Genomic DNA, 23076 nt, shown 5'->3' with positions numbered 1-23076 from the left:
GGTATCGGTTTGAGAGCCCTCCGCAGCGCGCGAGCCGATAGGCGAGCCCGCGAGGACTGCTGAACAAACCGATACCACCCGCCCCACCGCACTATGCGTTCAGCGGAACGCCAGAGAAGGTCAGGCGATACCGGGAACCCACTCCGCCATGATCTCCCGATACGGCGCTTCGGCGTTGAGCTGTGCGGCGATGCCGACACAGCCGATGAGGACTCGGAACACCATCACGTATTCGCGGGGGACGTTGAGGTTGCGGGACGTCTTGTAGACGTCGCCGGACAGGTCTGTCGCCTTGCCCGCGGCCCGCTGCAACCACTTGCGAGTGAAGTGGAATGTGTCGTTGTACAGCGGGTCGACGTAGGGCTGGAGATACTTGGCGAGGTCGTCCGGTGTGACTCGGTCGGCGTGTGACGCGCGGATGAAGTCCGCTTCGACCATGAGGTCGCGGAGTTCGTCGTACTTCTTGTCCCGTGCCAGGGCGAGGATCGGGCCGGTTTTGGCCGGCAGTCCGTCGGGGTAGTGGCCGATTGCGCCGAAGTCGAGGACGCCGAAACGGCCGTCGTCGAGAACGAAGAAGTTGCCCGGGTGCGGGTCGCCGTGGAGCAGACCGACGCGGGACGGGGAACTGACTTCGAACGTGGTCATCTTGGTCGCGGCGGCGTTGCGTTCTTCTTGGGTGCCGTCGGTGATTATTTGTGAGAGGCGTCGGCCTTCCACCCATTCGGAGACGATCACCTTGGGCGCGCTGGCGATCACCTTGGGGATCACGAAGTCGGGGTCGCCGTCGAACGCCTTCGCGAATGCTCGCTGGTTGTCGGCTTCGCCGATGTAGTCGAGCTCGTCTTCGGTCCGATCGATCAGCTCGTCGAACATGCCTTTGACGTCGGTGCCGGGTGAGAGTTTCTGAATGAGGCCGGACATGCGACTGAGTGTCTTGAGGTCGGCTTTGAGGGCGTGATCGGCACCCGGGTACTGGACTTTGACGGCGACGGTGCGGCCGTCTTTCCACACGCCTTTGTGGACCTGGCCGATGCTGGCGGACGCGGCGGGTTGGTCGTTGAACTCTTGGAAGCGTTCGCGCCAGCGGGTCCCGAGCTGTTGGTCGAGGACTTTGTGCACGGTCTTCGCCGGCATCGGCGGCGCTTCGGCCTGCAGTTTGGTGAGCGCTTCGCGGAACGGCTCGCCGAACTCGTCGGGAATGGCGGCCTCCATGATGGAGAGGGCCTGCCCAACTTTCATGGCTCCGCCCTTGAGCTCGCCGAGGACTGCGAACAGTTGCTCGGCGGTCTTGTTCATGAGCTCGGCGTTCACTTCGTCTTTGCTCTTGCCGGTCATGCGTTTGCCGAATCCGCCGACGGCGCGGCCTGCCATGCCGAGCGGCAGTGCAGCCAGTTTCGCGTTGCGTCGGCCTTGGCCGCGGGTGATCTCGCTCATGGTGTCCTTTCCCCTCTGTCGAGGATAGTGGACGGCTCTGACCTACACCTGTGTGATCGGGTCGGCACCGCAACCGCAGCGAGGGTGAACGGGTCGTGAGTGAGCCTCGAGCCGCGAGGGACCGCTGCTGTACTCGAGGCTTCGTTCGACGAGGCTCGGTCGGGCACGCGACGACGAGGTAAGCATCGTGGTGATCTCGTCGATCTGACCGTGGGCGATGGCGACGGTGGCGCGCAGGACTGCCGGAGCAGCGTGCCCGATGAGGTCGAGCAGGCTTGCGGCGACGATCGGCCACTGTGGATCGAAGTCGGTCCGGTGGAGGTCGGCGCACCGCAGGCAACTCGACGTTCCGGGCAGGACGAGCGGTCCCACCACGCCGATGCCGTCGCGCAGGTGGACGGGGAGGTGCGGCAGGCGTGCCGCCATGAGCAGTCGGGTGAGTCGTGGATCGGGCACGGGTTGATCTGCGATCACGATGAGGCCGGTCGTCGGTACCTCGTCGACTGTCATGTCAGCGTCGGTCAGAGACTTGGTGAGTTCGCGGGCGACGTCGCCGCGCCCCAGGATGTGGACCGGCACTGTCAGCGTGGGTGGCCCGTCGGGTCGAGCGGCCTGCCCGGCTGCGACCAGACGGTCGAGTATGGAGCGGAACGTCCGGGCGTCGAGGCCGATCGCCCGTACGGTGCGCGCAATCGATCGATAGTCCGTGGGCTGGCGCAGGGATTGAAGCAGTGTCGCGACGGTCCGGGTGTCGACGTCGCGGTCGACGTCGATCAGGATCGCGCTGCCTGGATCGCACCCGACCTGCACACACGAGTCTCGTCGCGCGAGAACTGGTACCCCCGGCAGGAGAACCGGTAGGTCGGGGGCGTTCACGGTGGCCGTCATGCCGTCACGATGTCACCCTTGTCCGATTTCGTCGACCACGAATTCCACAGGCACGAACCCGCTGGTTCACCGACTCGGACGCGCCCCCAAACTCAGTATCGATACGGGCACTCGAGGGCAGTATTCCCTCGAGTTTCGACCTCAGTCCTGAGTTTTGAGGTACACGAGCGTGTCTATGCTCAGCGGGATGTGTCGTCGCCCTTGTCGTCGGGGTTCTCATCGTCCTGTGCCAGGCTGCGTTCCAGTTCGGCGATCGCGTCGTCGAGGGACGAGTCGCCGCCGATCACTCGGTCGATGAACGCGGCGGGGGAGTCGATGTCCTCGCCGTCGGGCAGGAGGTCGGGGTGGCCCCAGACACCGTCGCGGACCGTCACGTCGGATGCGTCGGTGAGCTTTCGCCACAGGTCTGCGGCTTCCCGGAGCTTACGGGGACGTAGATCGAGGCCGATGAGGGTGGCGAACGTCTGCTCGGCCGGCCCTCCGGTCGCTCGACGACGGCGCATCGTCTCGGTGAGCGCCGCCGTGCTCGGGATGCGGTCCGACAGCGCGTTGCTGACGACGGTCTCGACCCATCCCTCGATGAGTGCGAGGAGAGTTTCCAGGCGAGCGAGGGCTGCTTGCTGCTCGGGTGTGGTCTGCGGTTCGAACGCCGCAGCCGATCCCATCAGCTCTTCCATCTTGGACGGGTCGCTGAACAACTGTTGCGGGTCGATGCCTTCGGCGAGGTTCTGCATGCCGCTGAAGTCGATCCGGATCCCGCGCGCGTACTCCTCGACAGTGGCGAGGAGACGCTGCTTGAGCCACGGGACGTGTGTGAAGAGGCGGACGTGTGCGGCCTCGCGGGCGGCGAGGAACACGACGATCTCCTGGGCGGGCAGGTCGAGGCCTTCGGAGAAGCGTGCGATCGCCTCGGGGAGCAGCACACCGGTGGTCGTCGGCGCGAGTGGCAATCCGATGTCGGTGGATGTCAGGACATCCTTTGCGAGAGTTCCCAGGCCTTGACCGAGTTGGCTGCCGTACATGCTGCCGCTCATCTGGCCGAGGATGCCGATCATCGGCCCCGCCATCGACTTCGCTTCGTCAGGTAGGCCGTCGGTCATGCTGCGGGCCATCTGCTCGGCGACCGGGTCGCACAGCGTGCGCCATGTCGGCATCGTGTTCTCGAGCCAGTCGACGGGCGTCCACGCCGCCGTCGTCGTGATTCCGGCGGGCAGCGTCGTCTGTTCGTCGAGCCACACTTCGGCGAGCCGGACGGCGTCGGCCACCGCCGACTCCTCCTTGGCGAGCATCGGGGTGAAGTTGCCGATCTGCTGCCGTGCCAGGTTGGCGGCGACCTCGTAGTTGACCGGACCGGAACCGTTGCCGCCGGGGGTCATCCCCGAGCCCATTCCGCTGAACATGGAGCCGAGCTGGTTGAACAGCTGGCCGAGCATGTTCGGGTCGAACCCGCCGGGCACGCCGGGGTTCTGACCGTTGTCGTCACGACCGTCGTCGTTGCCGGACGCCGAGAATCCGAAGGGGAGATCGTTCATGTGCTCCACGGTACCGGGATGTGTGCACCTCCCGGCGGGTCATGACTCGCAACGCCGACTACCCTGATCCAGATGACGAGCAACCTCACCCGCCGCCGCGTGATCACGATCTATGTCGCAGTGGCGTTGCTGGCCGTCTTCATCTGTCTCGGCCTGATGGTCAGGGTGCCGTACGTCGCGCTCGGACCCGGCCCGACCGTCAACACCCTGGGCATGCATCAGTCCGAGGAGTCGGGCAAACAGGTGCGCGTGGTGCAGGTGGTCGGTGGAGTGGACCCGGCGCCGAAGGGCAATCTCAACCTGACGACCGTCTCCCTGTACGACGGTCTCACGCTGTTCGAGGCGCTCGGGAAGTGGCTGTCGCCGTCGTACGAAGTGCAGCCGCGAGAGTCGTACTTCCCGCCGGACCAGAGCGACGATGAGGTACGTCAGCAGAATCAGGCGCAGATGTCGGGTTCCGAGGACAACGCGGTGCTCGCCGCTTGGAATCACCTGAAGCTCCCGACGGCCGTCGGGGTCACCTCGGTGTCGGACAAGTCTCCGGCGAAAGGAGTCTTGAAGGACGACGACCGCATTCTGTCGGTGGGCGGTGCACCCGTGGCGACGATGGAGCAGATGTCGGCAGTTCTCGGGAGGCACAAGCCCGGCGACGTCGTCGACGTGGTGTTCGTGCGTGACGGGAAGCAGCAGACCTCGGCGGTGACCCTGGCGCCGCGGCCGGACGACAAGGATCGTCCGTTTCTCGGTGTCACCATGCGGTCGGTTCCCGCGGATCCGTCGAAGGAGATCAAGTTCGATGTCGGCAGTATCGGCGGTCCGTCTGCGGGTCTGATGATGACGCTGTCGATCATCGATCAGATGACTCCGGGCGACCTGTCGCACGGCGAGTTCATCGCGGGCACCGGGACGATTGATCCGTCGGGCAAGGTGGGCGAGATCGGCGGTATCGACCACAAGATCCGTGCCGCGAAGGACGCGGGCGCGACGATGTTCCTCGTTCCGGCCGCCAACTGCTCGCTGGCGGCGGCCGACGCGCCGGACGGTGTCGAACTGGTGAAGGTCGACACGCTGTCCGGTGCGCTCGACGCGCTCGGCACCGTGGGCACGGACAAGCCCCGCCCACACTGCTGAGCGAGCCTAGGCTGGCTGTGAACTCGCCCGCGGTGCACGTTCACGGACCAGCAGCAGGTGGACGCCGGTCGCGACGAGCCCGATGCAGACCACGATCACGAGCGCGGTCCAGAAGCCGGGGGAACCGTTGAACGAGCTGATGAATCCGTCTCGGACGTAGGTCATCGGCATGACCGGGTTAAGCCATTTCAGCAGTCCCGGAACGGTCTCGATCATCCAGACGCCGCCGAAGGTGAACATCTGCAGCATGATCCCGGCCAGCGCGGTCACCGCTCCGACGACGTAGCCGCCGATCGCGAACATGACGGCGATGACCGCTGTGTGCATGAGGGTTGCGGCGGCCACCATCAGCAGTGTCTTGCCCAACTCGGCGGGATCAGGTGACGGGCTGAGGGCCACCCACACCGCCGCCGTGCACGCGGCACTCGCGAGAAGGCTGACTCCACCCACGAATGCGACTCGGCGGAGCCAGGTGTGCAGGTTCATGCGGCGGGGCTGGCTCGCGGAGGCGCGAAGTGGCTTGCAGCACATGAAAACGATCAGCGGGACGAGCGCAGTCAGCAGGACCAGCAACAGCGGTGCTGCTCCGGGTCCGTTGAATTGGGCTGCGGCGAGGTTCGACGCCTTGGTGTCCACCGGGGTTGCGAGCAGATCGGCCAGTGACTGTTGCGCGACGTCGTCGCCCAGTTCGGGCGCCTGTCGGGCACCGTCGGACAGGCCTGCCGACAGCTCGCCTGCGCCCGCGTCGAGCTGATTCGCGCCGTCGGCGAGTTGCGCGGCACCGGTCGCCGCCTCCTGCGCACCCGCGTTGAGTTCGCCGAGTCCGGCGCTCAGTTCGTTCGCGCCGCTGTTGAGTTCGGCCGAGCCGGCCACGAGCTGGTTGACGCCCGACCGGTAGTCGGCGTTGGGATCGGTGAGCTGGTTCGCGATCTCGCGGCTGCCCGAGGAGAGTTGCGCCAGACCGTCAACGACGCCGGTGAGTTCGTCGATCAGGCCGCGCAGGGACGGATCGTTTGGGAGTGCACGTTTGAGCGCAGCGAGTTGTGCGGCGATTCCTTTCGCGTCCACGCCGCCGACGATGGATTCGATTCCGTCGGCCAGTTCGGTTGCTCCGGCGCCGAGTTCATCGGTGCCGGCCTGCAGCTCGGTGAGCCCGGAGGACAACTGGCCCGTGCCGTCGGCCAATTGGCGTCCACCGTCGGCGGCTTCGGCGGTGCCGGGGACGAGTTCGTTCTGCAGGCCCTTCGCCAGTTCAGAGGCACCTGCGGACAGTTCGCTCGTTCCGTCGTGCAACTGTCCGGAACCGGTCGCGGCCTCCCGGATCCCCGAGCTCAACTCGTCGAGACCTGCGACGACGGTCTTGACGCTGCTTCCTGCGGTCCCTTTGACGACTTCGGCCCGGATCGCGGTCATCACACTGTCGCCGATGCTCGACGCGAGGAGTGTGTTGTTGTCGTTGTAGGTGACCGAGATGAGCGCGGGTGCGGTGGTCTTACCGCCGATGCCGGACAGGGTGGTGCTGAAGTTGCTCGGGATCGAGACGACGAAGTAGTAGTCCCCTGCGGCGAGCCCGGCATTGGCGGTGGCGGAGTCGACTGCGTCGAACTTGAGCGCGCCCGAGTCGAGCAGAGTCTTGGCCACTTCGTCGCCGGCCGCGAGGCGGTCGGCGCCTGCTCCGGCGGGGATGTCGTTGTTGACCAGGGCGACCGGCATGTCTTCGAGAGTGTCGGTCGGATCCCACATCGCCCACATGAAGACGGCTGCGAACACCAGCGGCACCGTCACGACGATCGCCAGCAATGCTCGTCGAATGCGGCTGTCATGCCACGGTCTGCTCGGCGCGGGCTCTTGTGTCGCCGGATCTTCGAATGTCACGTCCACTCCCAGTTGATCGTTCGATCAAGTAAATGGAGCAGACGCTATCGATAGAAGTGGGGCGCCGGAAGACACTTCGGGAAATCTGTCCCGAATCGTCGGGTCAGAACGTCGAGGCGAGGGCGTCCAGGACGTTCGGCGCGAGTGTCGGATGGGTCCGCAAGTCTGATTCGGAGTGCGGTTCGTCGTCGGTCGCCCGCAGCGACAGCAGTGCCAGCCGCTGACCGGTCCGGAGCACGCCGGCGATCAGTCGCGCCTCGCGGCGTTCGGGGTGGCGCTGTGCGGCGTCGCGGGCTGCCGCATCCGCCGCGTCGGGGTCGGCCAAGAGAGGCTCGAAGGCTTCATCCAGCGCCGATTCGGCATCCGGGGGCAGGACGGTGATCTCGGTGACGACCGCGCATCCGACGACGGCCTCAGGCCATGTGACGGTGGTCAACAGTTTTTCGAGGTCGCCGTCGGAGGTCTCCTGAACGACAGGGCTCAGTGGCGAATCGTCGTCCGGATCGATCAGATCGGGTGCCTGCAATGCCAGAAACGATGTGGGGACCAGCGCGAACAGCGTCGCCGGTGATCCCCAGGGCGCCGCTGCCGCGTACCCGGCGCATTGTGCGAGAGCGTTGCCGAGGTCGGCTTGCGAGAAGTTCTGCTGCTGCTGCGGGAAGGTCACCGCCCCATTGTCACAGGTCGTGAGGTCCGTGGAGAAGTCAGTGGCCGTCGCTGCGATCAGTACTGTGGGTGAGGTAGCCGGTGCCTGCTCCGGCGATTATTCACGAAACAGGAGAAAATAACGTGGTTGGAGTGCGTGGTCCGATTGGTCGACCGACGCTGTCCCGCAGGTCGAAGATACTGATCGGCATAGGTGTGGCGCTGCTGCTGATCCTGCTGATCGGACCGCGGGTGGTGTCGATCATCACCGACTGGATGTGGTTCTCCGATCTCGGCTACTCCGAAGTGATGTCGACGATGATCACGACGCGGATCGTCGCGTTCCTCGTGGCGGCGATTGTGGTCGGCGGAATCGTCTTCGGCGGACTCTTCGCCGCTTACCGTGGACGGCCGGACTTCCCTCCGGTGAGCGGTCCCGGCGACCCGTTGGATCGCTACCGCGCAGTGATCGGTCGGCGTCCCTGGATCGCCGGGGTGATTCCCGCCGTGTTGATCGGTCTGGTCGCAGGTCTGATCGCGCAGGCGTCCTGGGCCACGATTCAGACGTTCATCCACGCGGAGTCGTTCGGTGAGAAGGATCCGCAGTTCGGGATGGACATCGGCTTCTACGCGTTCACGCTGCCGTTCATCCGACTGATTCTCGATCTGGCGTTCATCGCGGTCGGCGTCGCGTTCGTCGGCAACCTGATCACCCACTACGTGTTCGGTGGTCTGCGCCTCGGCGGTGGCGGACGACGTGGTGGACTGTCGGGTCCCGCACGTGTGCAGCTCGCCGTCATCATCGGTGTGTTCATCCTCCTCAAGGCGGTCGGATACTGGCTCGACCGGTACGACCTCCTGAGCAGCGACCGCCGCGGCGACATCTTCACCGGTGGTACGTACACCGACATCAACGTCGTGTTGCCCTCCAAGCTCATCCTGATGGCCATCGCCATCGTGTGTGCCATCGCGTTCTTCGCAGCGGTGGCGCTCCGTGATCTGCGAATCCCCGCCATGGCGACGGTGCTCATGCTGCTGTCGGCCCTCGCCATCGGCGTCATCTGGCCCGCCGCGATGGAGCAGTTCTCCGTCAAGCCGAGCGCCGACTCGAAGGAAGCGGAGTACATCAGTCGAAACATTGCGGCCACCTCAGACGCCTATCGGATCCGAGAAGGCGTCGACGTGAAGTACGAGGACCGATGGACCAGTGCGCCCGCGGATCCGGCGAAGGTCAACGCTGACGTGGCGACTCTGTCGAATATCCGCGTGCTCGATCCCGCCGTTGTCGCGAAGTCGTTCGTGCAGCGACAGTCACTCAAGAACTTCTACGGGTTCCCCGATCAGCTCGCAGTCGACCGCTATCCGGTGCAGGAGGACGGCGCGAAGCAGTCGCGCGACTTCATCGTGTCTGCGCGCGAACTCGATCCCCGGAAGTACAACGACAACCAGCAGAGCTGGATCAATAAGCACACGGTCTTCACCCACGGCAACGGCTTCATCGCAGCATTCGCGAACACCGTTGATTCTCCGGCTACTGACGCGGCGTCGGGCACCGACGGTGGTGGACTGCCTAAGTTCCTGGTCTCCGACATCGAGTCGATCCGCCAGCCCGGCTACAAGAACCAGCCAATCCAGGTGAAGCAGCCGCGTGTGTACTTCGGCGAGATGATCGCCAACGTCGATCCCGACTACGCCATCGTGGGTTCGGCAGATGGCAAGGACCGTGAGTACGACACCGATGCGTCGACGTACACCTACACCGCGGATTCGGGAGTCGCATTGAGCAATGTGGGAACTCGTCTGCTGTACGCGATCAAGTACGGCGAGCGAAATCTGCTGCTGTCGGATGCGATCAACGACAACTCGAAGATCCTGTACAACCGTGATCCTCGAGACCGCGTGTCGAAGGTCGCTCCGTGGCTCACCACTGATTCGAAGACGTACCCGGCGGTCATGGCAGACGGCTCGGTCAAGTGGATCGTCGATGGATACACGACGCTCAAGAACTACCCGTACGCGCAGCGGATGTCGCTGTCTGCGGCTACAACCGATTCGCGGGTTGAGTCCGCAGGCCAGACGGCGCGCCAGCAGGCAGACGAAGAGGTGTCGTACGTCCGGAACTCGGTCAAGGCGACCGTCGACGCGTACACGGGAGAAGTGACCCTGTACCAGTTCGACACGAGCGATGCCGTTCTGAAGACCTGGATGAAGGCATTCCCGGGCACGGTGAAGCCGCGATCGGAACTGGATAAGAACAAGGATCTGCTCAGCCACATGCGGTACCCCGAGGATCTGTTCAAGCTTCAGAGGCAGCTGCTCACCCGGTACCACGTCGACAATCCGGCTGACTTCTACCGCGCCAATAACTTCTGGTCCGTCCCCAACGATCCGACTGGGGACAACACCCAGTTGCCGCAGCCTCCGTACTACTTCACGGCAGCTGCGCCTAACACTCCGGGCAAGTCGCAGTTCCAGCTGACTTCCGTCACGACTCCGCTCAATCGACAGAACCTGGCCGCTTACATCACCGTCGGCGCTGATCCGGAGGGCTACGGGAAGTTGACGGTGAAGACGACTCCGACTGATTCGCAGACTGTCGGCCCGCGGCAGGCACAGGAAGCGATGAAGAACGCCGTCGCGAGGGAGACCACTCTCGTCCAGGGATCGGTGAACATCACTTTCGGTAACCTGCTGACTCTGCCCGTCGGCGGCAACGGGGTCCTGTACGTTCAGCCGTTGTACACCGAATCGAAGGCGGGTGACTCGGCCATGCCGAAGGTCTTCCGCATGCTGACCTACTACAAGTCACCCGTCGATGGTCAGGTCCGCATCGGTGCGGCACCGACGATCGGTGACGCGTTGAAGCAGGTCGGTATCGACCCCGGGGCGGCGACTGAGCCTGATTCGGACGGGTCGGAACCGAAGGCACCTGACGAGAAGCCGACCACTCCGTCCGTGCCGAACAAGTCCGAGCCGACACAGGCGCAGGTCGACGCGTTGGATGCCGCCGTCGCTCAGATGGATGCTGCGCAGAAGAGCGGTGACTTCGCTGCTATCGGCGACGCGCTCAAGAAGCTGAAGGCCGCGCTCGCAGACTATCCGTCCGGAAACTGATCGGGCCAAACGAAACCGCCGAGTCCCTGCACAGGGGCTCGGCGGTTTTGTTGTCGGTCAGGTGTGTCTCAGCGCACCTTGCCGAGGTAGCGGTCGATCTCGGACTGGGTGTTGTCCGGCATCACCGGTGAGTGATGCAGGTGAGTGGTGAGGTGACGGAAGATCAGCGCCGACGACACCAGGCACCCGAGGGCGAGCACACCGTAGGTGATGTTCATCGTCCGCCCTGCCGGAAGGTCGGCGAGAGTGACGATCCAGAGCGCCGACAGAGCGCCTCCGGCCAGTAGCAATACGAACGCGAGCAGGCTCATCGGATGATTGCCGTGGTTCTCGTGATGGATGTTTGGGTCTGCCATGTCGCCTCCTGGATTCGGTCGGTCCTGGCGGGCCGGACTGGTGAGTCTCACCCTACTCCGGAAGTGAGCACCATCACATGACGTCACATTGGAGATCCTTGATCACGAATGGAGTGCCGGGGCTCGTTTCCTCATGTAAACAACGTTTACACTGCGCACAGTGGGGTAGTCGGGGCCCGCACTGTTTCCGGGAAGGGTCGGTATGCCACCGCTCAGTCGTCTAGTGAAGATCCAGCTCATCGTTGTTGTCCTGTTGGGGCTGGTGGCGTCGGTGTACGGCGGCATTCGGTACGCCCGAATGGACCAGGCGGTGGGCGTCGGCGTGTACCGGGTGACGGTGGAGATGCCCGACGCGGGAGGCCTGTTCTCGGAGGCTCAGGTCACCTATCGAGGTGTCGCCGCCGGACGTGTACGTGATCTGCGGATGACTGCAGACGGTGTTGACGTCGACCTGGTCCTCGAGTCCAGTGGTGAACAGATTCCGGCGTCCGCCCTCGCTGTCGTGGCGAACCGGTCCGCGATCGGCGAGCAGTTCCTCGACTTCCAGCCGACGTCGGCTGACGGACCGTTCCTCCATGAAGGATCACGTATCGCGGCGTCGCAGGTGCGGTTCCCGCCGAAGCTGCAGGAAGTCACGCAGTCGGCGATCGACCTGACGAAGACGGTCCCCGTCGACGATCTGCGGATCGCCGTCACTGAACTCGGCAAGGCCTTCGACGGTCAGGGTGACAACCTGACTCGGCTCGTCGACTCCCTGGACAAGCTGTCGCAGACTGGCGTCGAGAACCTGGACGACACGATCCAGTTGATCAAGAACTCGCGTCCGGTCCTGGCGACACAGGCTGAGCAGTCGGATGAGATCCTGTCGTGGTCGAAGAACCTCAACGTGGTCGCGGCGACGCTCGCGTCGTCCGACCCGGCGATCCGCCGGATCCTCACCGACGGGCCCCGTGCGGCGACGACGCTGTCGAGGTTCCTCGACGACAACGGCGCAGACGCCACGAAACTCATCCACCAACTGGGTACGACGGTCGACACGATCGAACCGGCGTCGTTCGTGACCGGCATGACCTTCGCGATGCTGTCGTCCCTGTCCGCGAGCAGCATGACCACGTCGTCGCCGGAAGGGACAATCCGGTTCGGCATCGTCCTCGAGACGGAGAACCCGCCGAGCTGTACACGCGGCTACGAGAGCACGCAGCGGATGATCGACCAGATCAAGGCGCGCAACCCCGACTTCGACATCAACTACGACGACTTCCCGTTCAACACCAAGGCTGCCTGCTCGGTGCCCACCGGCAGTCCGACAGCGGTGCGCGGCGCGAACAACGCCGACTTGTCGAACCCTGACTTCGTGCAGCCCTGGGACAACAAGCCCAAGCGTGATCCCGACAAGCTGAACCTCAACCCGCTCGCCAACCAATTGGCAGGCCTGATGGGTGTCCGGGCCCGTTGATCGGCGGGTTCGTGCCCTCGATCACGTTGCCGGGTAATCGATTTGCCTCTGTCGTTCACCGCTGTGTAACGTAGTCGATGCAACGCGGGGTGGAGCAGCTCGGTAGCTCGCTGGGCTCATAACCCAGAGGTCGCAGGTTCAAATCCTGTCCCCGCTACTAGATGAGAAGACCCGGACCAATCGGTCCGGGTCTTCTTGCATTCCGGCCTCCGGGCCCCGGTTCGGAGCGGGTGCGAGAGTGCTGTATCGTAGTACATGCATCGCGGGGTGGAGCAGCTCGGTAGCTCGCTGGGCTCATAACCCAGAGGTCGCAGGTTCAAATCCTGTCCCCGCTACTAGATGAGAAAGCCCGGACCAATCGGTCCGGGCTTTCTTTTTCATCAGTGTCGGACGATACGCAGTTGTGTCGACGACGCGAGGTGAACTCCGTCTGGCGTCCACAGGTCCAGAGACTCGCTGAGCCAGCCGTCATCGTCGGCGTGCGGGGTCCGAGCGTGTAGCAACACCCAATCGTCGTCGCTGCTCTTTGTGGTGGGCGCGAAGTGAACAGCCATTCGCACCGTCGGGATGGGCGCCAGGACGTTGAGTGTCGCGGCGTACGACGGCGCCAGTGCGTCGGCCAGGATCAGCAACCGCGACTGCGGGTCGGGGGAGGGGCCGGCGAGACGGATCCACGCGTACAGTTCGGCGTCGTCGGCCCCGGTGTACGGCAGGATCGACGTGGCGGGACGGATCTCGAACGCCGTCGCCAGCGGCATGAACTGCGGGTCGATGACGATCGGCGACGCCGACTCGAGCGGGGTGACACCGGAGGGCGCCTCGGGGGACAGTCGGTGCGTGATCGGCGCTGCCGCTCGTGCGGTGAACACGGCATCGGCCGTGGCGACGATCGAACCGTCAGGCGCGGTCGCGGTGGCCGTCACCTGAGCGTTGCGTCGTCCCTGGCGCAACACCCGCACCTCGACGCTCGGCAGATCGCGCGTCGGTGCGATGAACTGGGTGGTCAACTCGACCGGTCGGAACGATGCGTCGACTGCGCGGCGCATGTGGCCGAGCAGCATCGCCGAAAGGATCCCACCGTGGAGTCCGCCGAACCCGTACACGGTGCGCAGGCGTTCAGAGTCGACGGTGCGGCCGTCGAGCAGACGGTGCAGGGTGGTGAACTGGTCGGTCATTCTCGGGTCTCCTTGGTGGCGGCGAACAGGGGCGCGCCTGCGATCAGTGAGACTGCGGCGGTGACCCACCACGTGAGGTGGAAATCGGAGACGTCGGACGCAGACCCGAGGCACGCGACGGCCACCGCGACACCGACTGCGATACCGACCTGGCGGGCCATGCTGAGCACGCCGGACCCGGTAGCGAACCACTGTGCCGGGAGGGCCGACGTTCCGATCGCCATGGCGGTCGGCGTGATCAGCCCGACGCCGACGCCGGTCAAGAGGGCTCCCGGCAGGATTGCCGCGGCGTAGGTCGAGTCGGCCTGGGTGACCAGCGCCCAACTGGCGACGCCCACAGCGAAGACAGCTCCGCCGAGGCCGGCAAGCACCCGCGGCGCGATTCGGTCGGCGACACGGCCGGCGAGAATCGCCACGATCGGAACGATCGCCGGGCCGGGCGCGATGCCGAGACCGGCGCGCAGTGGGGACCAGCCCCAAACCCCTTCCATCCACAGGATGACCGTCAACAACATCGCTCCGAACGCCACGTGGAAGACGAGGAGGACCGCGGCGGCCGGAATGATGCGCGGAACCCGCAAGAGCTGCGGTTCGAGGATCGGGCGTCGTCCAAACGCGCTGGTCAGTCCGGTAGAGGAGAAGCCGACGAGCGCGATCACGGCAAGGATTGCAGTCTGGGCAGACGACCATCCCCACTCGCCGCCGTTGACGAGCGCCGCGACCAGCGCGGCGATCGAGCCCGCGAGAACAGCCGATTGCATCAGGCCGAGGTGATGCTCGCGGCGCGGAGTCGAGCGCGCGACGAGGAACCACGTCGCGAGTGCCGCGGCGCCTGCGATCGGAATGTTGATCAGGAACACCCATCTCCAGCCGAATTCTGCGAGGCCACCGCCGACTACCGGTCCGAGTGCGGCACCGAGTCCGCCGAGCGCGGCCCAGAGTCGGACGGCGCCCGCGCGCTTCTCGGGCGCCGTCCCCTCCAAGACGACCCCGAGCGATGACGGTGTCATGAGCGCTGCGCTCGCACCTTGAAGTGCCCGCATCACGATCAGCGTGGTCAGCGACGTGCTGAACGCACATCCGGCCGACGTGATCGCGAAGAGGGCGAGGCCCGCGACGAGCGCACGATGACTACCGATCCGGTCGCTCAGCCTGCCTGCCGGAATCAAGAGAGCGGCGAACGCGATCGTGTACGCGTTCAGGATCCACGAGAGGTCTGACAGGTCGGCGACGTGCAGGTCGTCGGCTATCTGAGTGAGGACCACGTTGACCACGAACAGGTCGAATCCGGAGAGCAGGACGGTTGTGGCGACGATCGGAATCACAGCCCGACTCGGCGTCGACGTCGACGCCCGACTAGTTAGTTGTGTCATGAAACGGACTGTAGACGAGGTGCGTTCTATGAAGCAACTGACTATGATGAGTACATGCGCCGCGCCAGCTTTGTCGACATGAACTGCTCCATCGCCCAGAGTCTCGAGGTGATCGGGGAGTGGTGGACGCCGTTGATCCTGCGTGACGCCCTGATGGGCGTCACGCGATTCGACGAGTTCCAGTCACGGCTCGGAATAGCCCGGAACGTGCTCAGTCAACGACTCGACGGCCTCGTGGAACACGGGATCTTCACAACCGTCCAGTATCAGGACCGGCCTGTCCGCCACGAGTACGTGCTGACGCCGAAGGGGCGCGACCTCTGGCGGGTGTTGATGATGCTCCGTCAGTGGGGTGATCGCTGGTATGCGCCCGACGGTGCGCCGGTGGAAGTGGCTCACTCCTGCGGCTCGGTTGTCACTGCGGAATTGCACTGCTCGGAATGCGGCGAGCATCTACGTGCGCGCGACCTCGAACTTCAGCACGGTCCGGGCGCTCCCGACGGTGGGGTGCTGCCTAGTCGTTGACTGCCGAGGGTTTGCGCGCGAGCACACCGTCTATCAGGAATTCGACGGTGTAGTGGAACTCGGCCTCGGCATCGAACCTGGCCAGCTGTGGTGCCACCTCGGCGACTGCGGACAACTCGCTTCCGGCGAGGTCGGACTCGCGTTTGGCGATCGCCTCCGTGTCGGCGGTCCCGAACGTCGGAGCGGCGTTGACCTCGCGCAGCAGTGTGCCGACGAGTGCGGCGAGGGTCGCTCGCATTAGATGGACGGCGTCGTCGGTGGAGAATCCGGCGTTGTGCATGGCGGCGAGTGCGGTGTTCACCGGAGCAAGGGATGCCATCGACGTCAGTTGCCGAGTCAGGATGAGCGGTGCGGCTGCGCGGTGACTCAGGGTGCCCGCGCGAAAAGCGAGGGCGATCGCGCGCAGGTCGGTGCGCAAGTCGCCCGACAGCTCGGGTGCGGTGATCGACCCGAGCAGGCGTTCGGCGACGGCGTCGAGCAGATCGTCGATGCCGCCGACATGGTTGTACAGGCTCTTCGGGTCGGAGGAGAGGTGGCGTGCGACCGATCGCATGCTGAGCGCATTGATGCCCTCGTCGTCGATCAGCTGCAGCGCCGCGTCGACGATCGCTTCCCGGGAGAGTCTGGCTTCGCCCTTGGGTGGTCGCCCGCGGCGCGGTGAAAGGTCCACCGGCTCATTGTGCCGCATCCCTTGAGTTAATCCACGCTGTGGGTATATGTTGACGGGAGCAGATGTTAGGAGGCCGCCATGACCCGTTTTGAACTCCCGCCCGAGCATGTGCTCCGTGCCCGCGAGAAGCTTGTCCTGGACCACTTCCACGACGAGGTCGCGCAGGACTGGGACGCGACGCTCTCGACCTTCCCTCATCCCCACTACGAGTTGATTGCGCAGATGGCCGTCCACGACGGGGCCCGTGAAGTCCGCGACTACTACCACGACACGCGGGTCGCGTTTCCCGACCAGAATCACGAGATCATCGCGTTCCGACACACCGTCGACGCAGTGGTCGTCGAGTTCTGGCTGCTCGGCACGCATCTCGGTCCGCTCGGCAAGATCCCGCCGACTGGATCGTCGCACCGTACGCGCATGACCGCATACTTCATCTTCGACGACAACGAGAACCTGATCGTCGAACGGATCTACTTCGACCAGCTCACGATTCTCAAGCAGCTCATCGGCGGTCTCGACAAACGTGACCCCCGGGATCTGCTGACGATCGGGCGAGCGGTGGTCGGACTTCTGGCGATGTCGGGCGACGAGCCGGACTCCCGGCTGCTCGACACCGTTCCTCCGCAGTTCGACGACTAGCCCTGCTCGGCGAGCGTTGACGCGATGTCGCGCAACTGGTCGACCTGAGCCGGCGACAGTCGGTCGAACACTCGGCGACGGACCTCGTCGACGTGGCCGGGTGCGATACGCACGAGCAGCTCCACGCCGTTGTCGGTCAGGGAGACGTTCTGGATCCGCCTGTTCTCCGGGTCGGCACATCGAGCGACCCAACCGCGCTTCTCCATGCTCGCGACTGCATGCGTGAGGCGGGACGGGCTCGTGAAGCTGTCGCGGGCGAGCTCGCCCATCGTCATCGTGCGGTCGGGTGCGTTCGAGAGCAGCGCGAGCATCGAGTAGTAGACGTGGCTGATCCCCGCGTCAGTCCGGAGCTGTTGGTCGAGAGCCTGAGGCAGCAGATTGATGACGGCGAGAAGCGGCAGCCACGCATCCATCTCCGCGGCGGTGAGCCAGCGCGGTTCGTCGGACATCAGGCAGCCTGGAACGACCGCTTGGCGAGGCCCATCGCGAAGCCCTCGATCGCGGTGGTGACCGGTGCTGTCGCATCGGTCGCCGCGCCGAGGGTGACGAAGATCGGCGTGAAATGCTCAACCGTCGGGTGAGCGAACGGCAGTCCGGGAGCGAGGCTGCGGAATCGTTCGAGGGAGTCGACGTCGCCTCGTGACAGGGCGTCGGCCGCCCACTCGTCGAACTCTGTCGACCACGTCGGAACGATGTCGGGGCGAGACCAGTCCAAGTAGGGCAGCCCGTGGGTCATGAAACCGGACCCGATCACCAGGACTCCCTCGGCTCGGAGTGTCTGCAGGCGCTGCCCGATGGCGAACAGCGCCTGTGGGTCGTGCGTCGGCATCGACAGCTGCAGAACCGGGATGTCGGCCTCGGGGTACATGACCTTGAGGGGCAGCCACGCGCCGTGGTCGAGGCCGCGATTTCGGTGCTCGTACACGCGTTGCGTGTCCGGTAGGACGTCGAGCAGGCGCTGTGCGAGACCGGTGTTGTCGGGGGTGTCGTATCGCATGCGGTAGTACATCGGGTCGAAGCCGCCGAAATCGTAGACGAGTTCAGTCGGCACGGTGCTGGTGATTCCGAGCTCGTCCGATTCCCAGTGTGCGCTCACGATGAGGATCGCGCGTGGCCTCGGCAGAGCCTGCGACCAGTCATGCAGTTGGCGCATCCACTCGGCGTCCTCGAAGGTGGGAGGGGCTCCGTGGGACAGGTACAGCGCGGGGAGGGGTCCGTCGTCCGGAGTCCAGGCGCGGTGGGGTGTCGCAGCGGAGACGGCTGCGGCGTGGACGAGGTGCTGTGCGAACGGGTGGTCGGCGCGGATCGTCGCGTCGGCCAGTGCCGTGGTGCTGGGTGTGATTGTCATCGGGAGCCTCTGTATGCCGAGTAGATATTTCAAACTTGAAATGATCATACGTCAGCTCATTTCAACATTCAAATGATTGGTCGGGGTTGGTCAGAGCCTCGACCGTGCGGTACTGCGCCGCGCATCATGAGCCGGTGGATGTCGACGCCGGCGCAGAACCGCGTATGGGGTGATCGACTGGGTTGCCGTGAAAGAGTGGGAGGCATGACTCTGACTCTCGCGACGCAGGTCGCGCTGATCGCAGCCGGCGTGATCTTCCTGTGGGCGTTGATCCTCGGCGTCTGGAAATTCGCGCAGATCATGCGCAGCCCGGACGGCGCGGCACACATCTACGTCGACATCGCGCACCGTGCCGCGCTCATGTACTCGTTCGCGACGGCGATGCTGGGTGTGTTCGTGCAGTTCAGTGCGTGGAACACAGCCGTGAATCTCACCGCCCTGCTGGTGGTCGTCTTCTTCTTCGTCACCGCGATAGCGTCGTACTGCCTCCACGGCGCTCTCCGCGACACGGAGAACCAACTGCACCCGAAGTCGCCGATGATGACCGCGTCGATGGTCGCCCTCATAGTCGGAGAGATCGGCGGCACGGCCGTCATTCTGCTGGGGTTCATCGTTGAACAAGTGGGCGGCTGATCGCCGCCTGCGTGACCGCCGTCACCGAGCGTTCACTACGGTTGCGGAATGGGATCCTACGCAGACGCCTTCGCTCGCAGCATCGATCACCCCGACGACTTCTGGCTCGACGCTGCGGCGGGGGTCGACTGGATCACGCCGCCTACTCGAGCGCTCGATGATTCGAACCCGCCGATCTACCGGTGGTTCCCCGACGGCTCCCTGAACACGTCGACGAACGCGCTCGACCGCCACGTCGCGTCGGGCCGGGGTGATCAGATCGCCTTGATCTGGGACTCTGCGATGACGTCCACCGTCCGCACGTACACCTACGCGCAGTTGCTCGACGAGGTCGCGGCGTTCGCGGGAGTGCTCGCGGCGCAAGGAGTCACCAAGGGCGACCGCGTGGTGATCTACCTGCCGATGATCCCGGAGGCGGCGATCGCCATGCTCGCCTGCGCCCGCATCGGAGCAGTCCACTCAGTGGTCTTCGGCGGCTTCGCGGCACCCGAACTCGCCACGCGCATCGACGACGCCGAGCCCGTCGCGGTGATCACCGCGTCGGGTGGTCTCGAGCCCGGCCGCGTCGTCGAGTACCTCCCGCTGGTGAAGTCCGCCATCGAACTGGCTGCCTCCACGCCGAGCACTGTGATCGTGAAAGACCGCGCGGAAGTCCCCGGTTCAGCCTCCGACTACGACGGCTGGCTCGACTGGGACGCCGAGCTAGCAGCCGCGTCACCCGCCGCTCCCGTCGAGGTGGCAGCCACAGACCCGCTGTACATCCTCTACACCTCGGGAACAACGGGGAAGCCGAAGGGCGTGGTGCGTGACAACGGCGGCCACGCCGTCGCCCTGACCTGGTCGATGCACAACGTCTACGACATCTCGCCCGGCGACGTCTGGTGGACGGCGTCCGATGTCGGCTGGGTGGTCGGCCACAGCTACATCGTCTACGGGCCACTCCTCGTCGGTGCGACGACTGTCATGTACGAGGGAAAGCCGGTCGGGACGCCCGACGCGGGTGCGTTCTGGCGGGTGATCGACCAGCACAAAGTGGCCGCGCTGTTCACCGCGCCGACCGCGATCCGCGCGATCCGCAAGGCCGATCCCGACGCGACCGAACTCGCCAAGTACAACACGTCCACGCTGCGGACCCTGTTCGCGGCGGGGGAGCGGCTCGACCCCGACACCTACACCTGGGCGTCGGAGGTGCTCGGGGTGCCGGTGGTCGATCACTGGTGGCAGACCGAGACCGGCTGGGCGATCGCCGCGAACCTTCGAGGCCTCGAACCGATGCCGATCAAGGCGGGATCGCCGACTGTGCCGGTACCGGGGTACGCCGTCGAGGTCGTCGACGCGACCGGGGGACCGGTGCCCGCAGGCGGGGAGGGCAACATCGTGATCCGACTGCCGCTCCCACCGGGGACTCTCGCCGGACTGTGGCGTGACGAGGACCGGCTCCGCGCGTCGTATCTCAACACATTCGACGGCTTCTACCTCACCGGCGACTCCGGGTACATCGACGCCGACGGCTACGTCGTGGTGCTCGGGCGGTCTGACGACGTCATCAACGTCGCCGGTCACCGGCTGTCCACCGGCAGCATCGAGGCCGTCGTGGCCGCGCACCCCGCGGTCGCAGAGTGTGCCGTCATCGGCATTCGCGACGATCTGAAAGGCCAGCGTCCGAGCGGTTACGTCGTCCTCAAGGCGGGGGTCGACGTCAACGACGACACTCTGCGGTCCGAACTCGTACAGCGCGTTCGCGACGAGATCGGCGCGGTAGCGACGTTCCGCGACGTCACCGTCGTGGCGTCGCTGCCGAAGACCCGCTCGGGCAAGATCCTCCGCAAGACGATGCGGCAGATCGTCGACGGCGAGGAGTACACGGTCCCGTCGACGATCGAAGACGCGTCGGTTCTGGACGCGCTGGTGGAGCAGTTGACGCAGTCCTAGTTGAACTGCCGCTGGCCCTCGTCGATCACCGACCTGGTCCATGCGAGCAAGTCGTCGACGGCGGGGGAGCCCGCCTCGACGAGCGGCACGTGTCCCAATCCCGGATACGTCCGGAAGTCGACGTCGGTGCCGACCGAGCGCTGACGAGCCGCGAACGACTGTTGGCCTGCCGGACTGATCAGGTCGTCGGCGTCGCCCTGAGCGAGAAACAACGGCATGGTCAGTTTCGCCGACGGCGTGTTCTCGATGAGGCGCTGCTTCAACGGGCCGTCGTCCAGACTTCCTCCGTACGGGTCGGTGCCGACGAGGAACGCCTCGATGACCGATGCGACGACTGCGGGTTCGCTCAGACAGCGGGTCGCCATCGTATGGAGTGGCAGGCGGGCCTGCGGTTCGACGTAGTCGTCGAAGTCGATGTCGCCGTACGTGCGGCTGTACGCGTCGAGGACGTACGAACCGAAGACAGCTCCGCCGGTCATCCCCATCAGCTTGTCCGCCAGTCCGAGCAGATCAGACGCGGGCGCCATCGCGGCGACGCCCGAGACTTCGACGTCCGGCGCGTACGTCGGGGCGACGATGCCGGTCCACAGCGCGGCGTGACCGCCCTGCGAGTGGCCCCACACCACAGTGCGCGGTGACAACTGTAGTTGCGACATGCCTCTGGCTGCGCGCACCGAGTCGAGGACGGAGCGCGCTTCACCCTGGCCGATGAGGTACGGCGTCGGACCTTCGGTGCCGAGTCCCGTGTAGTCGGTCGCGACCATCACCGAGCCCGACGCGATCACCTCGGGGAGCGCGGGGGTGGCGCCCGCGGTGAACGGGTGGTCGAGCACGGACGGCGCGCAACCGGGTGCGGCTCCGGTGGTGCCGTGTGCCCAGGCGATCACCGGGCGAGGGCCTGGCGGCGGGCTCTTCGGAGCGACGACGATGGCGCTCGCCAGCGCGGCGGCTCCGTCGTCTCGGGTGGTCGTGTACAGGATTCGCCATGCCCGCGCTTCGTCGGGGACGTCGCGGTGGAAGTCTTCGGTGCGCAGGAGTGTTCCGGGCTTTGCTGCGGGATCTAGGGGGGCGGAGTAGAAGTCGTCCGGCGTCGGCGACGAGCGATGCACGCCGATTGAGACGACCGCCAATGGCACGGCGATGACGACAGCGATGACTGCCGTGGCAAGGCGCAGCACCCGGTGCGGTCTGCCTGCGGTCTCCGAGGGCCCTCGAACGATGCGATACAGGCGGGTGAGGCCGAACCAGACCAGTGCGATGCCTGCGACGAATGTCGCGGCGAAGATCGTGACCCCGGGCCACGCGAACGCGGTGACGGCGAGCGCGATGGCGGCGATGCCGAGCAGAGCGTCCGCGACCCGCGTGGCAACGTCGTCGCCGCGTATCGCTCCGACGATTCTGGTGGCGCCCCAGGCGACGAGGCCGACTCCGGAGACCAGCGCGACCGACACGATCGACAGCCCCTGCCAGGCGAGGAGGACCACGCCGGTGGTGAACAGTGCGGCGGCCCCGGCGTAGCGGAGAGGTAACGCGCCGTCCGCCGCCCGTGTCGCCTCGCCGATGCCCGCGACGATCAGCCCGCCGGCGATCGCGGCCGCGAGGATCGGAACCGATCCGAATGGTCGCAGCGCGAAGACCACGCCGATCGCGACGGCGGCGACGCCGACGAGTCCGTTGATGGCCTGGTGGCGAGTCATCCCTAGAGGATAGGGCGGGCGGTCAGCCGAGTACGCCGGGCCTGAGCATTCGACGCATCACACGCATCACGTCGTCAACGGTGGTCGACGGGACCTCCGAGTGCTCGACGATGGCGGCGTTGACCGCGCCCAGATAGGCGGCCCAGGCGAGTGGGTCCGTCGCGGTCACGTCCATGCCCTGCTGGGCTCCACGCTCGGACACAGCAGCCAGCAACGAGGCCCACCGGAGCCTGCGTTCGCGACGGTGCGCCTCGAATGCCGGGCTCACACCGACCACCTCGATGAAGCTCACGCGAATGCGTTGTGGGCTGTCGGCGTAGTACATGACAAACGCCGTGATGCCCGCGCTGAACATCTCTTCGAGGGTGGACTGTTTCTCGAGTTCCGCGGCTATGGCGTCGGAGACCGCCGCCATAGCGGCGTCCTGTGTCTCGTCGTACAGAGCCTTGAGGAGGTCCTCCCTGTCGGCGAACACCTCGTAGAACTGCCGCGACGACAGGGCGGCGTGTTTGCAGACGGCGGGGATGGACGTCCCCGTGTACCCCTGCGTCCCGAAGAGTTGCAGGCCCGAGTCCAGGAACCTGGCGCGGCGCAGTCGTCGGCGGTCGTCGACGGACTGTCCTCGATAACTCCTGGACTCGGTCACGCGTCCA

Annotated in this window: 20 protein-coding genes and 2 tRNA genes; 9 read left to right on the top strand and 13 right to left on the bottom strand. The window is 65.5% G+C overall.

The annotated features are described in order from the left end of the window. Positions 1-120: 120 nt before the first annotated feature. The 3 genes from JVX90_RS13300 to JVX90_RS13290 form a co-directional block, all read right to left on the bottom strand. The gene (locus tag JVX90_RS13300; protein ID WP_205329220.1) at positions 121-1434 is read right to left on the bottom strand and encodes an AarF/UbiB family protein; all 1314 of its coding nucleotides are present in this window, start codon (positions 1432-1434) and stop codon (positions 121-123) included. A 42-nt stretch (positions 1435-1476) separates the two neighbouring features. Further along, complete coding sequence (locus JVX90_RS13295; RefSeq protein WP_205329219.1) at positions 1477-2322, bottom strand: hypothetical protein; 846 nt, start codon at positions 2320-2322, stop codon at positions 1477-1479. 179 nt (positions 2323-2501) lie between these two features. Continuing rightward, positions 2502-3854 carry a zinc-dependent metalloprotease gene (locus JVX90_RS13290; protein WP_205329218.1) on the bottom strand — a complete coding sequence of 451 codons (1353 nt, stop codon included), beginning with the start codon at positions 3852-3854 and terminating at the stop codon, positions 2502-2504. A gap of 72 nt (positions 3855-3926) precedes the next feature. Here JVX90_RS13290 and JVX90_RS13285 point away from each other — a divergent pair, with 72 nt between their 5' ends. Continuing rightward, entirely contained in the window at positions 3927-4985 is a 1059-nt protein-coding gene (locus JVX90_RS13285) for a PDZ domain-containing protein (protein ID WP_205329217.1), read from the top strand. 6 nt (positions 4986-4991) lie between these two features. Here the strand turns inward: JVX90_RS13285 and JVX90_RS13280 are convergent, their stop codons facing one another. Both JVX90_RS13280 and JVX90_RS13275 read right to left on the bottom strand, forming a co-directional pair. After that, positions 4992-6860, bottom strand: coding sequence for a YhgE/Pip family protein (locus JVX90_RS13280; protein ID WP_205329216.1), 1869 nt, complete (start codon positions 6858-6860; stop codon positions 4992-4994). A gap of 103 nt (positions 6861-6963) precedes the next feature. Further along, on the bottom strand, positions 6964-7527 hold the full coding sequence (locus JVX90_RS13275) for a PPA1309 family protein (RefSeq protein WP_205329215.1): 564 nt from the start codon (positions 7525-7527) through the stop codon (positions 6964-6966). A gap of 122 nt (positions 7528-7649) precedes the next feature. Here JVX90_RS13275 and JVX90_RS13270 point away from each other — a divergent pair, with 122 nt between their 5' ends. After that, positions 7650-10619, top strand: coding sequence for a UPF0182 family protein (locus JVX90_RS13270; RefSeq protein ID WP_205329214.1), 2970 nt, complete (start codon positions 7650-7652; stop codon positions 10617-10619). A 68-nt stretch (positions 10620-10687) separates the two neighbouring features. Here the strand turns inward: JVX90_RS13270 and JVX90_RS13265 are convergent, their stop codons facing one another. Continuing rightward, positions 10688-10975 (bottom strand): hypothetical protein, encoded by a 288-nt coding sequence (locus tag JVX90_RS13265; protein WP_205329213.1) that lies wholly within the window; start codon positions 10973-10975, stop codon positions 10688-10690. Positions 10976-11177: 202 nt separating this feature from the next. Here JVX90_RS13265 and JVX90_RS13260 point away from each other — a divergent pair, with 202 nt between their 5' ends. The 3 genes from JVX90_RS13260 to JVX90_RS13250 all read left to right on the top strand — a co-directional run bounded on the left by JVX90_RS13260 (position 11178) and on the right by JVX90_RS13250 (position 12766). Further along, complete coding sequence (locus tag JVX90_RS13260; protein WP_205329212.1) at positions 11178-12431, top strand: MCE family protein; 1254 nt, start codon at positions 11178-11180, stop codon at positions 12429-12431. Between the two features lie 83 nt (positions 12432-12514). Then, positions 12515-12588: transfer RNA gene (locus tag JVX90_RS13255), tRNA-Met, on the top strand. A 104-nt stretch (positions 12589-12692) separates the two neighbouring features. Continuing rightward, positions 12693-12766 (top strand) — tRNA-Met (locus JVX90_RS13250). 45 nt (positions 12767-12811) lie between these two features. On the opposite strand, the gene JVX90_RS13245 is transcribed toward JVX90_RS13250, so the two are convergent. Together JVX90_RS13245 and JVX90_RS13240 are read right to left on the bottom strand one after the other, a co-directional pair. Next, on the bottom strand, positions 12812-13606 hold the full coding sequence (locus JVX90_RS13245) for a thioesterase family protein (protein WP_205329211.1): 795 nt from the start codon (positions 13604-13606) through the stop codon (positions 12812-12814). Further along, positions 13603-14979, bottom strand: a complete 1377-nt coding sequence (locus JVX90_RS13240) for an MFS transporter (RefSeq protein ID WP_205329210.1) — start codon at positions 14977-14979, stop codon at positions 13603-13605. The genes JVX90_RS13245 and JVX90_RS13240 overlap by 4 nt, the downstream gene beginning before the upstream one ends. 54 nt (positions 14980-15033) lie before the next feature. On the opposite strand from JVX90_RS13240, the gene JVX90_RS13235 reads away from it, so the two are divergent. Then, the gene (locus tag JVX90_RS13235) at positions 15034-15504 is read left to right on the top strand and encodes a helix-turn-helix domain-containing protein (RefSeq protein WP_205329209.1); all 471 of its coding nucleotides are present in this window, start codon (positions 15034-15036) and stop codon (positions 15502-15504) included. On the opposite strand, the gene JVX90_RS13230 is transcribed toward JVX90_RS13235, so the two are convergent. After that, complete coding sequence (locus JVX90_RS13230) at positions 15494-16174, bottom strand: TetR/AcrR family transcriptional regulator C-terminal domain-containing protein (RefSeq protein ID WP_240193902.1); 681 nt, start codon at positions 16172-16174, stop codon at positions 15494-15496. The two genes, JVX90_RS13235 and JVX90_RS13230, sit on opposite strands and share 11 nt — an antisense overlap. A 78-nt stretch (positions 16175-16252) precedes the next feature. Between JVX90_RS13230 and JVX90_RS13225 the strand changes: the two genes are divergently transcribed. Beyond that, positions 16253-16813: an ester cyclase gene (locus JVX90_RS13225; RefSeq protein ID WP_205329207.1), complete on the top strand. Its 561-nt coding sequence runs from the start codon at positions 16253-16255 to the stop codon at positions 16811-16813. On the opposite strand, the gene JVX90_RS13220 is transcribed toward JVX90_RS13225, so the two are convergent. Next, positions 16810-17262 carry a MarR family transcriptional regulator gene (locus tag JVX90_RS13220; RefSeq protein ID WP_205329206.1) on the bottom strand — a complete coding sequence of 151 codons (453 nt, stop codon included), beginning with the start codon at positions 17260-17262 and terminating at the stop codon, positions 16810-16812. The two genes, JVX90_RS13225 and JVX90_RS13220, sit on opposite strands and share 4 nt — an antisense overlap. Continuing rightward, entirely contained in the window at positions 17262-18161 is a 900-nt protein-coding gene (locus JVX90_RS13215) for a class III extradiol ring-cleavage dioxygenase (RefSeq protein WP_240193901.1), read from the bottom strand. The genes JVX90_RS13220 and JVX90_RS13215 overlap by 1 nt, the downstream gene beginning before the upstream one ends. A 204-nt stretch (positions 18162-18365) precedes the next feature. Here JVX90_RS13215 and JVX90_RS13210 point away from each other — a divergent pair, with 204 nt between their 5' ends. Continuing rightward, positions 18366-18794: a hypothetical protein gene (locus JVX90_RS13210; protein WP_205329205.1), complete on the top strand. Its 429-nt coding sequence runs from the start codon at positions 18366-18368 to the stop codon at positions 18792-18794. Between the two features lie 48 nt (positions 18795-18842). Beyond that, the gene (locus tag JVX90_RS13205) at positions 18843-20726 is read left to right on the top strand and encodes a propionyl-CoA synthetase (protein WP_205329204.1); all 1884 of its coding nucleotides are present in this window, start codon (positions 18843-18845) and stop codon (positions 20724-20726) included. Here JVX90_RS13205 and JVX90_RS13200 read toward each other — a convergent pair. Together JVX90_RS13200 and JVX90_RS13195 are read right to left on the bottom strand one after the other, a co-directional pair. Further along, entirely contained in the window at positions 20723-22423 is a 1701-nt protein-coding gene (locus tag JVX90_RS13200) for a lipase family protein (protein ID WP_205329203.1), read from the bottom strand. The two genes, JVX90_RS13205 and JVX90_RS13200, sit on opposite strands and share 4 nt — an antisense overlap. A 22-nt stretch (positions 22424-22445) precedes the next feature. Beyond that, on the bottom strand, positions 22446-23069 hold the full coding sequence (locus JVX90_RS13195; protein WP_205329202.1) for a TetR/AcrR family transcriptional regulator: 624 nt from the start codon (positions 23067-23069) through the stop codon (positions 22446-22448). Positions 23070-23076 lie beyond the last annotated feature (7 nt).

The organism is Gordonia sp. PDNC005 (assembly GCF_016919385.1).
GTDB lineage: Bacteria > Actinomycetota > Actinomycetes > Mycobacteriales > Mycobacteriaceae > Gordonia.
Note: the sequence above shows the minus strand (reverse complement) of the source record. Positions and strands in the feature narration are given on the sequence as shown.